Annotated in this window: 18 protein-coding genes; 4 read left to right on the forward strand and 14 right to left on the reverse strand. The window is 50.0% G+C overall.

Going from position 1 to position 17,082, the window contains the following annotated elements; translation table 11 throughout:
• Positions 1–14 precede the first annotated feature (14 nt).
• The 4 genes from AUC43_RS15380 (at position 15) to AUC43_RS15385 (ending at position 2,808) form a co-directional block, all read left to right on the forward strand.
• Entirely contained in the window at positions 15–761 is a 747-nt protein-coding gene (locus tag AUC43_RS15380; RefSeq protein ID WP_068195564.1) for a VRR-NUC domain-containing protein, read from the forward strand.
• 126 nt (positions 762–887) lie between these two features.
• Entirely contained in the window at positions 888–1,037 is a 150-nt protein-coding gene (locus AUC43_RS21050; RefSeq protein ID WP_157781116.1) for a hypothetical protein, read from the forward strand.
• Positions 1,038–1,182: 145 nt separating this feature from the next.
• Positions 1,183–1,332, forward strand: coding sequence for a hypothetical protein (locus AUC43_RS21055; RefSeq protein ID WP_157781117.1), 150 nt, complete (start codon positions 1,183–1,185; stop codon positions 1,330–1,332).
• Positions 1,333–1,974: 642 nt separating this feature from the next.
• Positions 1,975–2,808, forward strand: a complete 834-nt coding sequence (locus tag AUC43_RS15385) for a hypothetical protein (RefSeq protein WP_068195567.1) — start codon at positions 1,975–1,977, stop codon at positions 2,806–2,808.
• 56 nt (positions 2,809–2,864) lie between these two features.
• Here AUC43_RS15385 and AUC43_RS15390 read toward each other — a convergent pair whose 3' ends face one another.
• The 14 genes from AUC43_RS15390 to AUC43_RS15455 form a co-directional block, all read right to left on the reverse strand.
• Complete coding sequence (locus AUC43_RS15390) at positions 2,865–3,431, reverse strand: antirestriction protein ArdA (protein ID WP_068195570.1); 567 nt, start codon at positions 3,429–3,431, stop codon at positions 2,865–2,867.
• Positions 3,432–3,503: 72 nt separating this feature from the next.
• Positions 3,504–3,797 (reverse strand): hypothetical protein, encoded by a 294-nt coding sequence (locus AUC43_RS15395; protein WP_068195576.1) that lies wholly within the window; start codon positions 3,795–3,797, stop codon positions 3,504–3,506.
• Positions 3,798–3,856: 59 nt separating this feature from the next.
• Positions 3,857–4,294, reverse strand: a complete 438-nt coding sequence (locus AUC43_RS15400; protein WP_068195578.1) for a hypothetical protein — start codon at positions 4,292–4,294, stop codon at positions 3,857–3,859.
• Positions 4,295–4,509: 215 nt separating this feature from the next.
• Positions 4,510–5,199: a hypothetical protein gene (locus AUC43_RS15405; RefSeq protein ID WP_068195581.1), complete on the reverse strand. Its 690-nt coding sequence runs from the start codon at positions 5,197–5,199 to the stop codon at positions 4,510–4,512.
• Positions 5,200–5,474: 275 nt separating this feature from the next.
• Complete coding sequence (locus tag AUC43_RS15410; RefSeq protein WP_233254024.1) at positions 5,475–6,782, reverse strand: Y-family DNA polymerase; 1,308 nt, start codon at positions 6,780–6,782, stop codon at positions 5,475–5,477.
• Entirely contained in the window at positions 6,739–7,212 is a 474-nt protein-coding gene (locus tag AUC43_RS15415; protein ID WP_068195587.1) for a LexA family protein, read from the reverse strand. The genes AUC43_RS15410 and AUC43_RS15415 overlap by 44 nt, the downstream gene beginning before the upstream one ends.
• 233 nt (positions 7,213–7,445) lie before the next feature.
• Complete coding sequence (locus AUC43_RS15420; protein WP_068195590.1) at positions 7,446–8,300, reverse strand: DNA/RNA non-specific endonuclease; 855 nt, start codon at positions 8,298–8,300, stop codon at positions 7,446–7,448.
• Positions 8,301–8,867: 567 nt separating this feature from the next.
• Positions 8,868–9,380 carry a hypothetical protein gene (locus tag AUC43_RS15425; protein WP_068195592.1) on the reverse strand — a complete coding sequence of 171 codons (513 nt, stop codon included), beginning with the start codon at positions 9,378–9,380 and terminating at the stop codon, positions 8,868–8,870.
• Complete coding sequence (locus AUC43_RS15430) at positions 9,380–11,581, reverse strand: AAA family ATPase (RefSeq protein ID WP_068195595.1); 2,202 nt, start codon at positions 11,579–11,581, stop codon at positions 9,380–9,382. The genes AUC43_RS15425 and AUC43_RS15430 overlap by 1 nt, the downstream gene beginning before the upstream one ends.
• A 4-nt stretch (positions 11,582–11,585) precedes the next feature.
• Positions 11,586–11,810 carry a hypothetical protein gene (locus AUC43_RS15435; RefSeq protein ID WP_068195598.1) on the reverse strand — a complete coding sequence of 75 codons (225 nt, stop codon included), beginning with the start codon at positions 11,808–11,810 and terminating at the stop codon, positions 11,586–11,588.
• Positions 11,803–14,034 carry a DEAD/DEAH box helicase family protein gene (locus AUC43_RS15440; protein WP_068195600.1) on the reverse strand — a complete coding sequence of 744 codons (2,232 nt, stop codon included), beginning with the start codon at positions 14,032–14,034 and terminating at the stop codon, positions 11,803–11,805. The genes AUC43_RS15435 and AUC43_RS15440 overlap by 8 nt, the downstream gene beginning before the upstream one ends.
• Before the next feature lie 73 nt (positions 14,035–14,107).
• The gene (locus AUC43_RS15445; RefSeq protein WP_082685124.1) at positions 14,108–15,400 is read right to left on the reverse strand and encodes a DNA sulfur modification protein DndB; all 1,293 of its coding nucleotides are present in this window, start codon (positions 15,398–15,400) and stop codon (positions 14,108–14,110) included.
• Positions 15,401–15,402: 2 nt separating this feature from the next.
• On the reverse strand, positions 15,403–15,969 hold the full coding sequence (locus AUC43_RS20460) for a GIY-YIG nuclease family protein (RefSeq protein ID WP_082685125.1): 567 nt from the start codon (positions 15,967–15,969) through the stop codon (positions 15,403–15,405).
• A gap of 8 nt (positions 15,970–15,977) precedes the next feature.
• On the reverse strand, positions 15,978–17,081 hold the full coding sequence (locus AUC43_RS15455; RefSeq protein ID WP_068195607.1) for a phosphoadenosine phosphosulfate reductase family protein: 1,104 nt from the start codon (positions 17,079–17,081) through the stop codon (positions 15,978–15,980).
• Between the last annotated feature and the right edge of the window lies 1 nt (position 17,082).

A 17,082-nucleotide genomic window follows, 5' to 3' on the forward strand; every position in this document is an offset into this window, starting at 1 on the left:
GCCCACCGTTCACTTTGCCCACCGTCCCTGCAGCCGATAAGAAAAAGCTCACGTCCCTGCTCCGCCGCACCGTTTCCGGCGCCACGATTACCAACCATCGCTTCGGGGTGCTGCTGACCGCCAATGGTCAAACCCAGCTCATTACTACCGCAGTTGCCAACGTCAAACCGTTCCACGTCACTTTTACAGTAGAAGTCTGGAATACCCTTTTTGATGCCGCGGCCAAAGCCCACGCGGCCCTCTCCTATGCCGTAGTAGATAACCTGGGGCTGAACGTGGAGCTGCTGCCCTTAACGGCCCTGGACCTGAAGCACCCCGACCACAAGAACGTGGTGGTGCAGTCGGTCTATTCCAAAGAGCTGGAAGAGTTTGTGTCGGCCGAGGTCGTCAACATCCCCCGGGGCCTGGCCAACCACGCGGTCGTCCCGGAATCGAAATGGTCGGAATACGAACTGCAAGCGGTTTGCGTGGATTACCTGCGGCGTGTACGGCCCGACCTGCTCATGTTCAGCATTCCCGTCGAGTTGGCCCACCCGACCTGGGCCAGGCATGTAAAAAGCGGCGTGGTGGCCGGCGTGGCGGATTGCTGCATCCTGGGGCCAAACGGCTCCGCTACGTGGGTCGAATTCAAAATCAAGGGCAATACCCTCCGGGACTCACAAGTCGCATTCGGGGAGACCTGTGCGCGTTTAGGACACGTGTATTGCGTCTGCTACACCCTGGAAGAGTTCAATTCCCTGCTAGTCAGCATCGGCCGCTAATTCCACTTCAACCTGCTGTACACCAGCCATCAACACCCCTTTGTATCGGGCCGTAGTCAAATGATAGAATGTTTAAAATATCCTCTATCATATTCGTTTTATCATTATTCCAAGAACGACCCGACCATGAAAACGAAGATGACCAAACGCCAGCGCCAGGAGTATCAATTTCGCAACATGTTGACCATAGACTTGGTGCGGATGCGCAACCTCGGCCTGATCACCCCCGAATCGTTTCAAACCGCCCTAGGCAGTCTCTGGATCACCATCGCCTAAACAGTAAAAGCCCCTGAACCGCGCTAACCGGTTCAGGGGCTTTTGTATACACCACGCGTAATGCGTGATCTTATATCCCCCGCCAAAGTAAAAGTTTGCCGTCGTCCCCTTTTTCTTTCCGCTTTCGTCCACGCAGCCCCTTCCCATGACTAAATCCGAACGCCGCCAACTCAATTTCCGCAACGCCATGCTGCGCGACCTGCTGTTGTTTCTACAGCAAGGCATCATCACCGACCAGACCTTTAACACGGTCGTGAACAGCCTGGAGTACGTTGTTACCCGAAAAGAAAAGTGAGAGTCGACCTAACCCGGTACCGCCCCAACGGCCTTGAGGGCCGTGGGTCTTCGGTAAGGACAGGTGAGTTAGGAAGGAGAGATGAGAGAGGAGATACCCTCCTTTATAGAACACTTTCCGTACCTGAATTTCTTTCCGCTCTTTCCCCTCTTACCCCTTCTTTGGCCCGGAGACCCGTAACCGCCCGGAGGGCAGCAGGCGCAGGGACGAGCCTACGCTGAAAGAGCTTTAGTTGTGCATACCCTATCCAAATCTGACCCCAGACGAGGCCGGACTGCCCAGATAGCTATTCTGCTGCCTTGCGAATCCAGACGCGACAGAGGAGCCCGTTTTGCTGCTTTTAGGAAGTGTAAAAGAATAAAAAAACTTTTGTTAAAATCCGCTATATAAGATACGTTCACCGTCAAAGTTTCTGGCATTACATACACGGTGACGTCTTATTTTATTATCCCGCCACGAAGTGTTTGCATGACGCCGAGGCAAAAGGAAGCCCTCTCATTTGTAAGATGAGAGGGCTTTTCTTTTTTAGTTATTGCGGCACTCTATTCCACGGCTAAGTATGGACAGTAGGATTTAGTTCGATGAACGTTTGTAACCGTACTTCGCGGCTTCTGAGCTTGTTCTTTCTACCCTAGTTCCCGCATGGACCGTCCTTATTATTCACAGCGCGCAGGAAAAGTCAAAAATGGCTTAAGCCTTGATGAATTGAAACAAGGGTTTTTGGCTTTCTACAACGACTTTGACCGTGATGGTTACTTCCAACAGCACCTAGGCTACCAGTGCGTTGATAGGGGCTTTGTCCCCGGACTTGCGGGTAAAGAGCTGCACATAGATTTACTGGTTGCGCTTCGCAAAACCAACTTATGGCCCTTTGAGGACACCATTGCATCGTGGACTGAAGACGACCTCTTCGACGTGGTTGAATATCTCTATGACCGCGTATCAATGCCCAAGAGTGGGAATTACCACGATTACGATAACTGCGGCTGGCATTATTATAAGTTCGACCAAGCCCAAGGCCGCGCAAGCTACCGAGCGCGAATGAACCGCGTGTTGGGGGCATACGACGAAGGCTTTGAATTATCGGAAACCGGGGAAGTATTGTCGTTGGCCGACGAAGGCCTAAAGCCATTATTGGAGGCTGAATTCCCCGCGATTACGCCTGAGAATGTACGGGGTCCAATGCTGGCGGCCATCCGCAAATTCCGCCGACACCGCGCTACCGCGGAAGACAAGCTAGGTGCTATACGAGATTTGGCAGCCGCGTTGGAATTTATACGTCCTCAGGTTAAGCACTTTTTTGACAAGGACGAAAGCGACATGTTCAACCTTGCCAACAATTTTGCTATCCGCCATAATAACGGAAAACAAAAAGAGCGTTACGACAACGAAATTTGGTACAGTTGGATGTTTAACTACTATTTGGCAACGCTGCATGCTACGTTGAGGATGATAGCTAGGCAAGACCAAGCATAAACAAAAAAGACCCACCAGCAGCTGGTGGGTCTTTTTTTGTTTTGAGTGTGTTATAGCTACGAGCGGAATACGAAGCCGTCACTGATCCAAACGTCACCGCCTAACACCAAGTCGCGGCCCATGCTGTGCCAATCGATGTAGTTCTTCAGGCTCGGCGGAATCTCCTTTTCGTCGTGGTACTCAAACCAGCTTTGCTCGGCGTAATCGGCGGCTACGCGCTCGTCGTCGTACTCGTAACCGTCGCCGTAGCGCCCAAGGTACCGGTCGCGGAATTGGCTGGGATCGTCGCCGTTGTTCACGAACAGCTCGTAGGCTGTTGCGATGTCCTCGTCCATGTCCGCGATGGCATCCAAGTACTCGTAGATGGCGGCAAAATCAGGTGACTCGCTCACGAACCGCTTGGGCAGGTGCTCGGCGTCGTGCATCGCCCATTCCTCTCGTTTCGTACCTATCAGCGGCCCATACGTGTCGTCGTAGATGGTCAGCATCCCTTGAATGGCGTGGAGCAAGTCGTCAGCGTCGGTGAAGTCATCAAGCTCAAACCAGCGGCCGAGCAATTGACCCGCATTGTAATCAGCGAGGGAAGCGATGTACACGCGGGGCGTATTATCTTGGAGCGTCATTTCAGTAGTCATTGGGGTGATAAGTGAAGAAGCCCATGCTGCGCGAACAGCATGGGCTTCGTTGTGAATGGGTTAGAGGCAAAGGCAAAGGATGGGCCCGCGCAAGGGATCGTCTTCGCAGGGTTCGCCGGTCAGCGCTTCGAAGACTTCCATCGCGATGGGGTTGATCTCGCCCTCGCAATCGAAGACGCTGTACATGACGTAATCGGGGCCGCTGGCGAGCACGTCCACCAAGAGTTTAGCGCAGCCCAAGAGCTCGGCCACGCGATCCACGGGGAGTTGGCCGTTGCAATGGATGTCTGCAGAGAACTGGGTGGGGGTGAGCAGCAAGGGCTCTTCCGTGGGCTTATAAAGGGAAATGGTCATTGGGGTTGGGACATAAAAAACCCTCGCTGCGCAAACAGCGAGGGCTTCGGTGAAAGAAATTAAGCGGCTTCGGTGTGGGAGGCTTCGGGCTCCGTGGGCGTCTCCAGCTTGGCGCGTAGGGCTTCAAAGGCTTTTTGGTCCTTCTCGCGCTGCTTGCTGTTGGCGTCTTCGGCGATGCCTTTCAGGAAGGACTCGACGTGCTCGCCAAGACAATCCAAGGCCGCGCTGATGATGCGCTGGTTGCTCACGTTGACCTTCAGCTTCTCCTTGACGAAGACCTTCAGCTGCGTCAAGCGCTCGATGTCGGCCGTGTTGATGGCGGACTGCGAATAGTTACGCTCGCGCTTCTTGGCTTCGGCTACCGTCTCACTGGCAACCGGTACCTCCGTGGTTGGGTTCGATTCCGATGCAAAATCAACTACTTCGTTTTGTTCAACTTCAGGTGCGTTCTCGATGGCAGCAGCTACTTTGGCGGTGGTGGTTTTTTTGCTCATCATGTTTGTTTGGGGTCATTTGGTTGATTGATGATGTGAAGTAGCGCTGTTGCCATGACACTACTGCGGCACCCATCAACTTTTATAAGTGCAATATTTCGTCATTTTCTAACGGACGCAAACGGGCTCCACAGAGAAGGCCGGGCCTTCCAGCTAGCATAAGCTAACTGAAGGGTCCGGCCTCAACTGGGGACAGATTTGGTATGCGTGTGCGAGGTTTAGCCTAGGCTGTAGGTTTCTTCATAGGTGATAGTATTGCTAATGACTTCCCACTCCGGAATTCTCACCACAACCGTGGCACCATAATCAGTCATTTTAAAATAACCATGCTTTCTGCCATAGGAATAAGACAGCTCTATTATATTATCAGTTGGAAATGACACAGAATTAATCTCGTCTCTGCCGTTACGCCCGAAAACAGTACCGGTAGTTACCTCGAAGCCATCAAATTCATCTTCATAAAAAAGGCGAATGGCCTTTTCCAACTTCTGAATAATAAAATTTTCTTTAACAATATTTCGTGAATCCAAGTCCTCCTTTTCGGCTGTTCTAGTACAATTATAGGAATCTTTAACCTCCATCGTAATCAAATCCTCAGGATAATGATACTCTTCTACCACCGTATATCTTTCCACGCCCTTTTTGTCTACTATTGAATAATGGTACCCAGGATAGCCTGAGTCCCTTCTTATTCCCCCCCAGCGCTTCAGCTCATACAGCATTGAATTCTTTTTCAAACGCCGCACCAGTTCTATATTCCTTTCTCTGTGCTCTAAAAAATCAAGCGACAATGACCTGCCTTCATCATTGTGCGGCATCGACGAATCATCAATCTTGAGTAAGCCAACCTCAATCTGATTCAGGCAGTCGTTTAAATTTTGGTATTTGGGTTGGCTGCCTTGACTCATAGGTATTTTACTATTGTTTTAAATATCCATTTAAGTGCTTTGGCACTAGAAAGTGAAAGTATGAAGAAAAGGCTCCGAACTACTGTGTCCGCACATTAAGGGTTAGGTCTTACCCCACTTTGACGGCATGCACTCCGAAAGCCTTCCCCATCTCATTAACCTCGCTCTGGTTGTCTGCGAACTCCATTAGCTGTTCCAGGTTGTTGTACCCGAACTTAATACCTTCGTAATAGTGAGTTCAACACCGTTGAATCGGCCCTTAATAGGGTTTCCCTTTACCCAACCTGCCACAATTCATCCCAGCACGTGGTATAGGCCGGGGTACGGCGCTGTTGCTGGCCCTTCCATGGAGCTTTACCCGGGTGCGCGCCCAGCACCGCGGCGACCTGTACACTCCCTATGCCGTAACGAGCATTGAGGGCATCGAGCTTCCGCATGAGGCGTTCGACACGCTCCCCGCCATCTGGCGCGAATAAGCTTAATTGCTCCTGCCCCCCCTGCTCGAAACCGTCCAGAATCACGCCTGCTTTCGTGTAAACAGTACCCGGCTGCCAAAGCCGACCCAACAAGGCGCGGGCAAAGCGCACCAGCTCCGTGGTGTTACTGGTGGAAACGGGCAGCGTGACCTGTGCCGAGCGGGTGTGCGGCGGAGGGGCATTGCCGAAACGGTTCTGGCTGAGAAAGACAGTCAGCAAGCTGGCGGCAGAGCCTTGACGCCGCAGCTTTTCCGCCGCCCGACTGGCAAAGGCCGCCACGGCGCCCAGCACGTCCTCAAACTGCGCCAAGGGCCTTCCGAACGTTCGGGTGCAAGCGATGCTCTGCCGGGCTAGGCTGCCATCTTCGCTGGGATTTAATTGGTGACACGGGTAGCCCTGCAGTTCGCGTACCAACCGGGCGCCCACTACTCCACCCAAATGCTTGCGGGCAATGGCCTCGGAACATCGGGCCAGTCCCGCGGCCGTGGTAATGCCCATGCTATGGAGTTTGGTCGCGTATTGCCGGCCTATTCCCCACACGTCCTCCACGGGCACTCGCTCCAGGGCCCACTGCCGCCGCTCGTTGGAGTCCAGCAGCAATACCCCTCCCAGGCTGGGATCTTTTTTCGCCACCCGGTTTGCCAGCTTGGCCAGGGTTTTGGTCGGGGCCAAGCCAATGCAGGTGGGAATGTGGGTACGGCGTCTGACTTCGGAGCGAATCTGTCGGGCGTACGTATCCAAGGGCCCGTGCCAGCGAGCCATGCCGTGCAAGCTGAGAAAGGCTTCGTCAATGGAGTAGACTTCCAGCTCCGGGGCCATGGACGCTAAATAACCCATTACGCGCCCGCTCATGTCGCCGTAAAGAGCGTAGTTAGAAGACAGCGCCTGCACACCGTGCTGCTCCACCAGAGGTCGAATCTTAAACAGGGGCTCCCCCATGGGGATGCCGAGCGCTTTCGCCTCCGCCGAGCGGGACACGATGCAGCCATCGTTGTTGCTCAACACCACCACGGGCTTGCCTTCCAAGCTGGGCTGAAAGGCTCGTTCACAGCTGACATAGAAATTATTGCAATCGACGAGCGCGAACATGTTCGTGGAGTTTGCCATTGATTAATTCCGTCACCACGTGGGTCACGACGCCCCACACTTGCACGTGCTCTTTGCCCCGGACCTCCACGGCCGGGAAGGTGGGATTGTCGGGCACGAGCCAGTAGGTAGCCCCGCGCTTTTCCAGGCGCTTCACGGTGAACTCCCCTTCGACCGCAGCCACGATGACCTGCCCGGGCTGTGGCTTGAGGGCACAGTCGATGGCAAGCAAGGCCCCGTCGGGGATGTTCGAGGGCGGACCATCCATGCTCGTGCCGTTCACCCGGGCCAGGTAGGTGTGGGTGGGGTGTGGCAGCAGGATTTTGTTCAAGTCAATGGGCACCCCGCGCTCATCCTCGGCGGGGCTAGGAAAGCCCGCGGGAATCGCGGTTTCGCACTCGATGAGCCACACGGGTTCGCGGGCAACCTGGAGAATATCAACGCGACACATAAGCTATCGGAATAAGATGGGAAGGCAAACGCCACGCAAATAACGATGCAATTGCTAATAATGTTAGTAGATTTTTATCCAAATGTGTTAGTAACTAATGTTAATAGCGGACTCAAATTACGGAATTGATAGAGTGTGAGCGAATTGAGGCTATTGATGGCCAATAAAAAAAGCGGACATTGGGAGCCCGCTTTTACCTGAATGGTCAGTTCTATTGCAGCTTAGTTCGGCGCTTAACTGGTGGGACCATTGTCGATACTGCTCTCTATGACCTGCTGGATGCCTACTGGAACGGCCGATAGAATATCGTAGCCCGTGGCTGTTTCAATGGCGTCAACGGTGGTACGGTATGTTCCCCATGCGGTGTTGAGCGAATTGTCATTAGGCGTATCAATGGCAATCACCCGGGTTGTGCCGCTAATGCGTGACGCATCGTCGTTCCCAGCAGGCATAACCACCACGACCTTCCAGCAACGGGCCGGCACGGTGACGCGGCCCTGGTCAAGAGTGGTGGCGTAGCCATTGGAGCCGGTACCGCCGCGGCCGTAGGAGCCGCAGATGATGTAGAGCTCGTTGCCTTTACCCACTAAGGTGCGGCAGTAGTCCTCCAGGTTGGCCCAGGTTTGCTGGTTATTGCGCGGGGCCTGTGGCATCATGTTCGTCATGAGGAACGTGGCCGAGTTATCCGCAACGGTACTGGTGCGGTCTGCCGAGGGGCAGTTGTGGCCTCGGTCAAAGCCCGACCCCGTGTAGCTGGTCGCGCTGGGCTTGTACCACGTTGACGGAAGGTCCGTGTCCGCCCTGAAATCATCTTGGCGGGCTGCCGCGCCCAGCCAGGTAGTGCTCAGGTGCCAGCTCACCCAATTGGGCTTGCCTTGGTCCCGGTGGTAAGAAACGGCGTACTGCGGTTTTAACAGCAAGTAATTAGTAGGCTGCGCTTCGTTGGCGGTGGCCCCACTTGGATTTCCCAGCGTAAGGTGCTCGGGGAGTGCAGGAGTAGCTGGAACCGGAGTGGGTGCGACGGCTTCCTTTTGGCAAGCAGTTGACAGCAGGGCCAGAACGAGAGTACAAAAACGAAGGTGGTACACGGGAGAAGTTTTAGATAAAAGACTCTTGCAGTAAAAGGCAGAAGAGCATGAAGCTACCATCTCTCCTGCCGTTGCTCATCACGCCATGGTCTCAAAACGGGCTCTTACTACTAAATGCAAATTTCTAAATCTACGTATAGTCATTGATACTTAGGCAAGACTGATCGCGAGTTGAAGTTGAAGCAATCCTTACGACCTAATTTAAATTGCTTGACAAGAAGCTACCTAGTGCATCGGTTATAAGAAGGAAAGAACTGGCACTTGATAAGGGTGCTGAATGGCCGCACCCTATATGCCATAAAAAGGCCGAACCCTCTAGGCAGCTTAGTAGCTATGCAGAGCGTCCGGCCCAGATTTGGGAGGCTTTAGTAGAATGGGCCGACAGGGATGAAAGGGCTAAAGGGGCTAGATTAGACCATACGCTCGTTTGCCTATGGGACGGTTTATCCAAACAGCCATTTTTTTACCTGTAAGGTAGATTTATAACATTAACTATGTTCTGTTTTTTGTGTAGCCTATGCCTTCGCCCGCCGACTTTGAGGCCAACCGAGAATCAGCCAGGTTAATTTAATTGTTCAGAGGCTTCATCTCCTTCAAAAATGTAACAACATTACTAGGAGACTCAAAAAATTGCGGTGACGCTTTACGTTTATCCGACATCAGTTCAAAACCTCCTTTGGCGTAGCATTCCATCAAATTAACCAACTCGCTAGCCTTCTTATCTTCAGCGTCGGTGCCCAATGCTTCCAGGTCCGACAAAGGGAAATCACCCAAAGCCAACAGACTCATAAAGAGGTACTGAACAATGGCATCAGGCTTCCAATCTTTAATTGGTAGAAATTTTTTGCCTGCCGCGCCGCGCTCAAATGGCAAGGAGTTTCGGGCCTTTATGCCTACCATAGTAGCATACATGAAGCATTCGTAAACAGAGCCAAAGGCCTTGCCTCTTTCAAATTGCTCTTCGTTGGTGCCGAGGCTTTTACTTACGTCGCCTACCCGAGTCAAGCGGGTTACCAATTCTTCGTAAGTTTTTGGGTAGAGCGCTACTTTCTCCAGAAACTTGATTCTTAACTTTTCCATTAGATAGCAAGCGGGGTGATTTGTACAGATAGATTTTTGCGGTTTTGGGCAGTCTGACCCGCTGGAATCGTCAATTGGTAGATATTAAGTGTTTTGCCTGCTGCCTCAACGTCCTGCTTGATTTGAGCGAGCCGAACAGTGTCCGCTTGGTATTGCCCTGTTTGTGTAGGGTCAGCATCCAGGAAATCCTTAACAATGACAATGCTCTGCCCGAAGGCGCGAGCAGTCTGAGCTAAGAATGCTCGCGCTTTCACAGCATCAAAATCTGAAATCGGTGCGTCTGCAATCAATGGGTATTGGTCAGCTAACCCTCGGGTTTGGTTTGCTGTGACGATGGCCATGATGATTGCCAACTTCGAAGAGCTGGTCTGAGACGTATTCAGATTGTCAACTCGCCGGCCTGCATCATCGTGAATCTGCGGCATGTAGCCATCCCCATCCGGCACAAATTTGATAGTGCCATAAAAAGCGCCTGTGGGCTCATTCATCTCTTTGAAGTGCTGATTAGCTGTTTCTTCTAGTTGATGGATAAGCTTTTTGTATTGCGTGGATTTCATGCGAATAGCTAACTCGCGCAGGTCATCTAGCATTTTCCGTTTCTGCGCCAGTTTAGGGTCCATCTTGACATCTACCGAGAGCTTTGTGAGTCCGTTTTTAATGTCATTCAGTTGCGTTGTGTATTTCTCGCGGGCAGTGCGCAGCTTTTCTGCTTGTGCGGAAAAAGTATGAGTGTCATCATTGGCCGACCGGATTGATTTCAGCATTCCGGCAGCGTCCTTTTCCTCTAAGCCGCTGTTAATCACTTCCGTGGAAATGGCTTCTTCTACAGATTTGATTTGGTCTTCCAAATCGCGCATTTCACCTTCCAGACTGAATTGTTCAAGATAGGTGGCACGAATCTGCTCAGGTGCCTTGCTGTACTTGCCCTGCATATTCATGCCTGCCCGGTACAATTCACGTAGCTCTTTTGCGATATTGGGTGTTGTTTCGAGTGGCTTAATTGGCTTAGGCTTTTCCAACAATTTTTCTATTGCCAGAAATGGTTCTGAGCCCTTTGGTGCGGGCCGGTCACACACTTGGCAGTGCTCATCATGCAGCATGAGTTGCACAGTATTCCGGTCTGGCACACCTTCGGGCAAGCGCGTTTGCTCACGCTCCGCTTCATTGTAAGCCACCTGAGCCGCCACTTTTCTATCTCTTACGATTGTCTCATAATCATTGTACTTCTGCTCAAACTGGTCGACCAAATCGTCGGTACCCGTTAGCAACCATGAGTCTGTAAATAAGCGTTTTGCAAAGCCTAGCTTAAGATTCTCATAGCGAGTTGTTGCTATGCGAAGTGACGCGCCAAGCACGTCACGGTCTTTTTTCAGGTCATTTATTTTTTGCGCGGCGGCCAACTGCCCAGCAATGTTCTCGTGCTTTTGAGCGGCCATATCCAAATTCTTCTCCACCTCCGTTAGCTCTGTCTCAACTGCTTCGAGATTTTGCTGAGCGGCCGTTTGCTGCTCTTGATATTCCTTGGCTTTTAAGCGTTGGGTTGAATCACTATTAAGCGCCTGGTTGAATTCTTTATCCGCTATCGAGTAGGCCTGCTTTGTTATGTCGATAAAATCGTCCCACTTCTGCGTGTCGGACATTCTATTGACAATCTGCTTCAACGATTCGCGGCGTGAAGTATCAATGATGTTACTGACGCCACGCTCCCCCTGAAACCAGAGATAAGGCATTACTTCAGCGGGGATAAGTCTATCACGCTCCAGTTTGGCGTCGGCTTCGCTCAAGGGCTTGAATTCCAGAACGTCTTTCTTCCTGACTATGAATTGGCTAGTTGTGGCAGCTTTAAACTCATTTTCATTACTTTTTACGACGTATAGGCGCCGGATGAGTTGGAATGTGTTACCAGCCCCACGGGACACTTCAATACAAACCTCGCAGGAGATTTTGGCATCTTTTTCGGCTTCAGCAAGCGCCCGCTCATTAATAAGCGCTTTTCCCAGCTCACTGGTATACCTGACTGCCGGTGCCAAAGCCTCATTTGTGATATAGTCGTTGAATACCCACTGAAAAGCGTCATATAGCTTGCTTTTACCGTAGCCGTTGGCCCCTAGTATTAGGTTGAGCCCATCGGTGAATACAATCCGGTTATTTTCTCCGTAGTAGCAGAGAAAATTACTCATGGTGATGTTGAGGACGCGCATAGAACTACAAACGGCTGGTGAGCACCGTATAAAGACGAGTAGCAATTGATTTTGAGGGTTTCCGGTCGGTGTGCTGATTGACCATCTCACGCAGTAGCACTATCATCATATTCGATTCATGCGTGGAGCCCGTCATTGAGGCACCCGCCACGTCTGCTTCAGTGATTCCGTACTCCTCTTGGATGATTTCGTCCTGCAGGAATGCTTTTAGGGTTGTGATGCTACTCATTGGTGTGTGAAGAATAAGGGTCAAGGGTATCAGGGTTAATTCCGTAACGGCGGCACACGCTTTGCACCGCTTCAATGGCTTCGTACTTGTTTAGTGCCATGTAGGCAAAATCTACCACCCGTTCCAACTCCTTCCTCACCATGTTCCGCTCCAGGTCAAAAGTTGAGCCTGTCGGTACACTGCTCGGCACCACCACTAGGTCGTGAATCTTCGCAAACCGTTTGTCGGCGTGCCGTCGCAGAATGCGGCCACGCCGCTGGATAAATTGCCGAGGGTTGCCCGTGCTAGAGCAGAAAATCGCTTGTTCAGTGCGCGGAATATCGACCCCTTCATCCAAGCACTTCATAGAGAGTAGCACGTCAATATCTCCCTCCTCAAAGCTTTTCAGGATGTGGTCCTTGTTTGCCGAATCACTGATGTACTGCGCGACGTGAGTAGTAGGCGAAACTTGCCGCACTGCGTTGGAATAGTAGCTAATTATCCGGCTAGAATCCTCAACATCTGGATAGGACTCCGTGGCCACTTCGTCATCCTCATAATATCCTTCCGGGGCGTACACCAGCATGTATTTTAGTCCTGTTTCGGAAGCTTTTACTCGTTCAAGGATTTCCTCAAATGCCTTAAGCTTGTTGGTCGCTTTGTGGATAATGCGCTTCCGTTGCATAAGCAGCATCTCGTAATTACGTTGCGCGGAAGCATCCTTGGTAGCCCGGTCGTGAAGTGAAGCCAGCTTAGCGGATATTTCGGTATACTCCACCATTTCTTCCGGCGTCAGCTCTACTACCCGTGGGTAGTAATAATACTTACATAGGATACCCTCTTCAATGGCCCGCTGCATTGTAAAGCTGTATGTGTAGGGTGCTTTATCGTGGAAGAACAATTCCATTTTGCCCGACCCGTCCTCGTCATACAGGCGCTTTGGTGTAGCGGAAAGGCCAATCAGCTTCTGAATCTTAAGCTGCTCAAAATTTGCGGCTACGCTCGGTGCCCCGACGTTGTGGGCCTCATCCGCTACTAAAATTGCCGTTTCACCAACTGAACTTACGAATGCCTGAAACTCGGGATTGGCAAATGTCCGGTAAGTCGAAACAATGACGTAGGAAGACGGCACACCCGCCAGCTGTCTATTCCTGATTTCGCTTAGTTCATTCTTCCAACCAGGATTCCGGGACGACGCCTTGATAACTATTTTAAAGTTGAATTTTTTGGCTTCCTTTTCCCACTGCTCCACTAATATGGTAGTAGGTACCAAGATGATTACCTGGTACTGCTGACTTGCAGCGTACTCGTGCAACACGCAATTGAGAGCAGTTATGGTTTTGCCCGTGCCCGTGGCCATTGCAAAAATGCCGTGGTGCCCGTTGGCAACCCAGTTTTGATAAGCCTCTTCCTGATACTGCCGCGGCTCGCCATCGAAAGGGAAACGAGGGGAGGCACGGTACGCTTCTATCTTTTGCATAATCGTTTCCAATACTCGTTGCGTCTTTTCGTTGTGCTTTTGCTTCGCCTTTTGTTCTAGCAGCTGTTGCTCATCTATCAGCAGTTCGTCTAAATCTTTGCCCCCATACTCCCGCAGTATGACTTCTTCAATCTTGTCGAATGGAATCAGCGCGGCGTAGTCGGTCTGCCCTGCAAAAATCTGGTTGTAATCCTGTTCGTAATCCGCAAAGGCATCGCGCTCTGATTTCCAGGACAATTTTAGGTCAAGCTCTTCCAGGTTTTCCAGCAGCCCAGAGGCGGTAAAATTGCATGAGCCTTTGAATTTTACTTTGTCAGTGCCGTCATAGAATATGCCCGATTTATAATGAGCAATTCCGCGCCTGCCCATTGGCTTGATTGCTCTGATTTGGATACGCTTTTGCCCTATCAGCCAGGCGATGCAATCAAAGAAATGCTGCCCATATTTATCCAGGGCGTTTTTCAAGCCGTGAAAGTCTTCGACTGAAAATTGGTCGTTCTCCTCACCTGCAGCAAGCCCTTTAAGCACGGCTGCTTTATCCTGTGATGAAAGCACATGGTTAATTATCAGCCTGACCTGCCCGCCATTGCTGATAAACTTAGCGAATCCTAATGCCAACACATTGATTGCCGATGAACTGAAATAGCCCAACAGCAAATCAAGTCGCTTGCTTTCTACCAAACTTTCGAGGTAGAAGGCAAATGGCTCATTATCGGTGCCAGAGCGATATTCTTCTCCTCGTGGAAACCTGATATCTTTCAGCATGCAGGAGAAGTGGCGCACATATTCAACATTGAATCTAAGCTTTAAGCATCACTCGTCTTATTTGCTTCAAAGGCTATAAAGAGGTTACATCAATTGACAAATTATTAATGAGTTCCTTATCCTTAGGCGTGCCGCTAAATGGAATGTTGAACTTGCTTAAAAGCAATAGAATTGCTGCTCGTTGGACCTGCTGAGTTACAACTGTATTCTTTGTACCAGGGTCTACAAATAGCTTATTCCAAACGGGATGGTTCAAGTTAAACCCATCATTAGAAAAATACTTAATGACTAAATTCTCTTTTTTGTGGTGTTTAGCAATCCTATAAGTGTTAAAAAATACTATTTGCCCAATAGGCCTAAATATAAGGTTAGTGGTATTTGCCTTACGGTCAATAGTGCCGCCTTCGAAGAACGTACGAAGAAATGGCAACCCATTGATTATTTCTTCGAATTCACTTACGAGGCCATCATAAATTTTCGTGAGCTTATCCTCCGATAATCTTCTACTTACAAACGAAGCGTACTTCTCCCCGCCGATTGGCAATGATTTTATAAATATTTTATCGGTTAAAAGTGTAATGACTATTTCATACAAGAGAATTATATTGGTGAAGTCATTTTTATTACTAAGGCTGAGGCTTTTGTTTTTATTGAAAGCAATTTTATCCGTGAATATTGAGGATTGCTCAATCAATTTACGCGTCAATATCGCAGCATTATCTTCCTCATCTAGTGCAATTATTTCACTAGTTGAGACCGGTTTTGCGTAGCGATTAAGTGTTGAAAAAAGCCTGCGTGTGCGGATTTCGCCTTCGTAATCAGTGCGGTGGGCTACGAATATTACCGGAACTTCTTCTGTTTCTAACTCTGAGGCAACTGCAATAGCGTCTTTTATGGCAGCCGTTCTATGCTGACCATCAATTGCAAACATTTCCTCCTTACCCGTTAAACGAAGAATGCCAAATGTTTTATCTAAATAATCGCTTTCCTCTTCAGTTAACTTCAAATCTTTCATATCGATAGACAAGCCTTGCCATGCAGGCTTCCCACCGTATATTCCAACTATGATTGAGTTGAAAAAGCGCTGTTCTTGTTCACGTAAATAACTGACTATCTCTGGTATTCTATCACTAATTTCTCGTTGAATCCAATGGCTGAGTTGCTTGTTTTTGTGTATTTCATCAGCCATTGAAACGCGCTTCGCTATTTCTTTAAATGGCAAAAGCGTTGAATAGTAAATCCAATCCCCTATTCTTCCTCTCAAACATGGAAGTATAAGCCTTCCAGCAGCGCTTTGGCTAGCGGTGCTCTTGGCTAAAGTGGTTGTTTGTGCAGAACTTTTAGTAGGCTTTTTCAAGGCTTTCATCTTTAAATCTCGTAAAGATATTTAAGCTCCTCCTTTACTTTCGTTCTTGGAATCTGCGTATTTACCCTTGGTACAAAAGTGTTAATCAATTTCTCTTCAACTCTTTTAACTTCTGCCGCAGACCGTAGTTCAGTGTAGTAGAAGTATAAGAAGCCATCATATTGCTTAAGCATCTCGAAAACTTTAATTCGAGGTTTTCCTTTGCCATCTTGGTCAGCAAGGTATTCTTCGAACCTTACATTAAGCGTTCTATCTGTTTTGCCAACGTAAAACAGATAACTAGTGTCAAAAAACAGGCCTACCTCAGGACACACTACAAAGCAATAAATACCTCTCACTAATGGGATACTTTTAAGATTGCTTTTGGTGAATTTTACTCGTTTCCATTTAATGTGTGAAGGCAAAGGATTAGTAGTTTCCTTCCAAAATACTGGATAAAGGAAAAATGCCTTTCTGTGGTCTTTCAGAGTGCCACGCTCTCCGAAATCAAGGTCATAAGGAGCTTTCTTTGGTGCAGATGCCTTTTTCGCTACGGGAGCTTTCTTTGCTAAAGGGGCTTTCTTTGCCATATCGCGGCTTATATGAAGCAAGAAGCACAACCTACCTCTTCCTCATCATCCAAAATATCCAACAGGTAGGGGCTTGCAGGACCTTTCGCTTTGCGCTGCTTGCCAATAGCGTCAAGCTTGATTTGACGCAGACGCGCTGGCTTGATTAAGTCAGTCAACGACTCTTCCATCCAAGTATATCCGTCCCGCTCATAGGCAAGGGCCCGCTCGAACAGTTCCGGGTGTTGCTCATAAAGCCAAACCCATTCAATCTTTTGCTGGAAGAAGCAGAAAAAGCAGCCCGAGCGACTACGGGCATATTCGCCCTTTTGCCCGTCAACCTCAAATGTTATTTTCTCATAATAAGCTGGCACGCCCACCCCGCTTTCGCGTAACAATCGGAAGATATCGGACCTGATGAGGTTGTCTTCGTTATCGAGTAGTGAGAACGCAGAAGCTTTGGCTAGTGGATAGGCAGTACCGCGCAGCATCCCAAACACGACCTTATTAAACAAGCGAGTGTCGGCATCGAGTAAGGCATTAAGCTTCTGAGCCTGCGTGAACCCCCGCGATAACGGCGTTTCCGCTAAGGCCACCACTCGTGCCAACTGCACCGGTTCGCTTAACTCCTCGTACAGCCCGCGCAGGCGCGCCATGGCATCGTTTTGCAGAACCTTCTGCACTACGTCTTCGCTCCAGATGTTGCGCCGGAAGGGGAAAATTGACTGTATGTTAGGTTTGCGCGAGATATAGCCTTCCCGGTCCTCATCGCCGCGGATGCCTACATAAGAAACTACGGGGTCATTGCCTACGAACTTCTCAAACGGCTCTAGCTTCAGTTTCTTAGTACACCAACGGGCGCTTGATGAAGGCAGGTATCCACCGTACACCTTTACGAAGTGGTCAAAGGAATCTTCCGGGCTTTCCTCCGCTGCTTCCAAGCGTGTTACCTTCTGCCCCAGGTAGTTTTCCAGGTTGCTTATTAGCGTGTACGTTTCGGGTAATTCTTTTCCGGTGTCACAGAAGTAGTATTCAAGTTGCAGCTCCGGATGCTTATGCCGTAGGTAAATGGCCAGCGCCGCGCTGTCCTTGCCGCCGGAAATGCCGAGTAGATGCCGTGTGGGCTTAGTCATG

The sequence above is a fragment of the Hymenobacter sedentarius genome, from assembly GCF_001507645.1.
GTDB lineage: Bacteria > Bacteroidota > Bacteroidia > Cytophagales > Hymenobacteraceae > Hymenobacter > Hymenobacter sedentarius.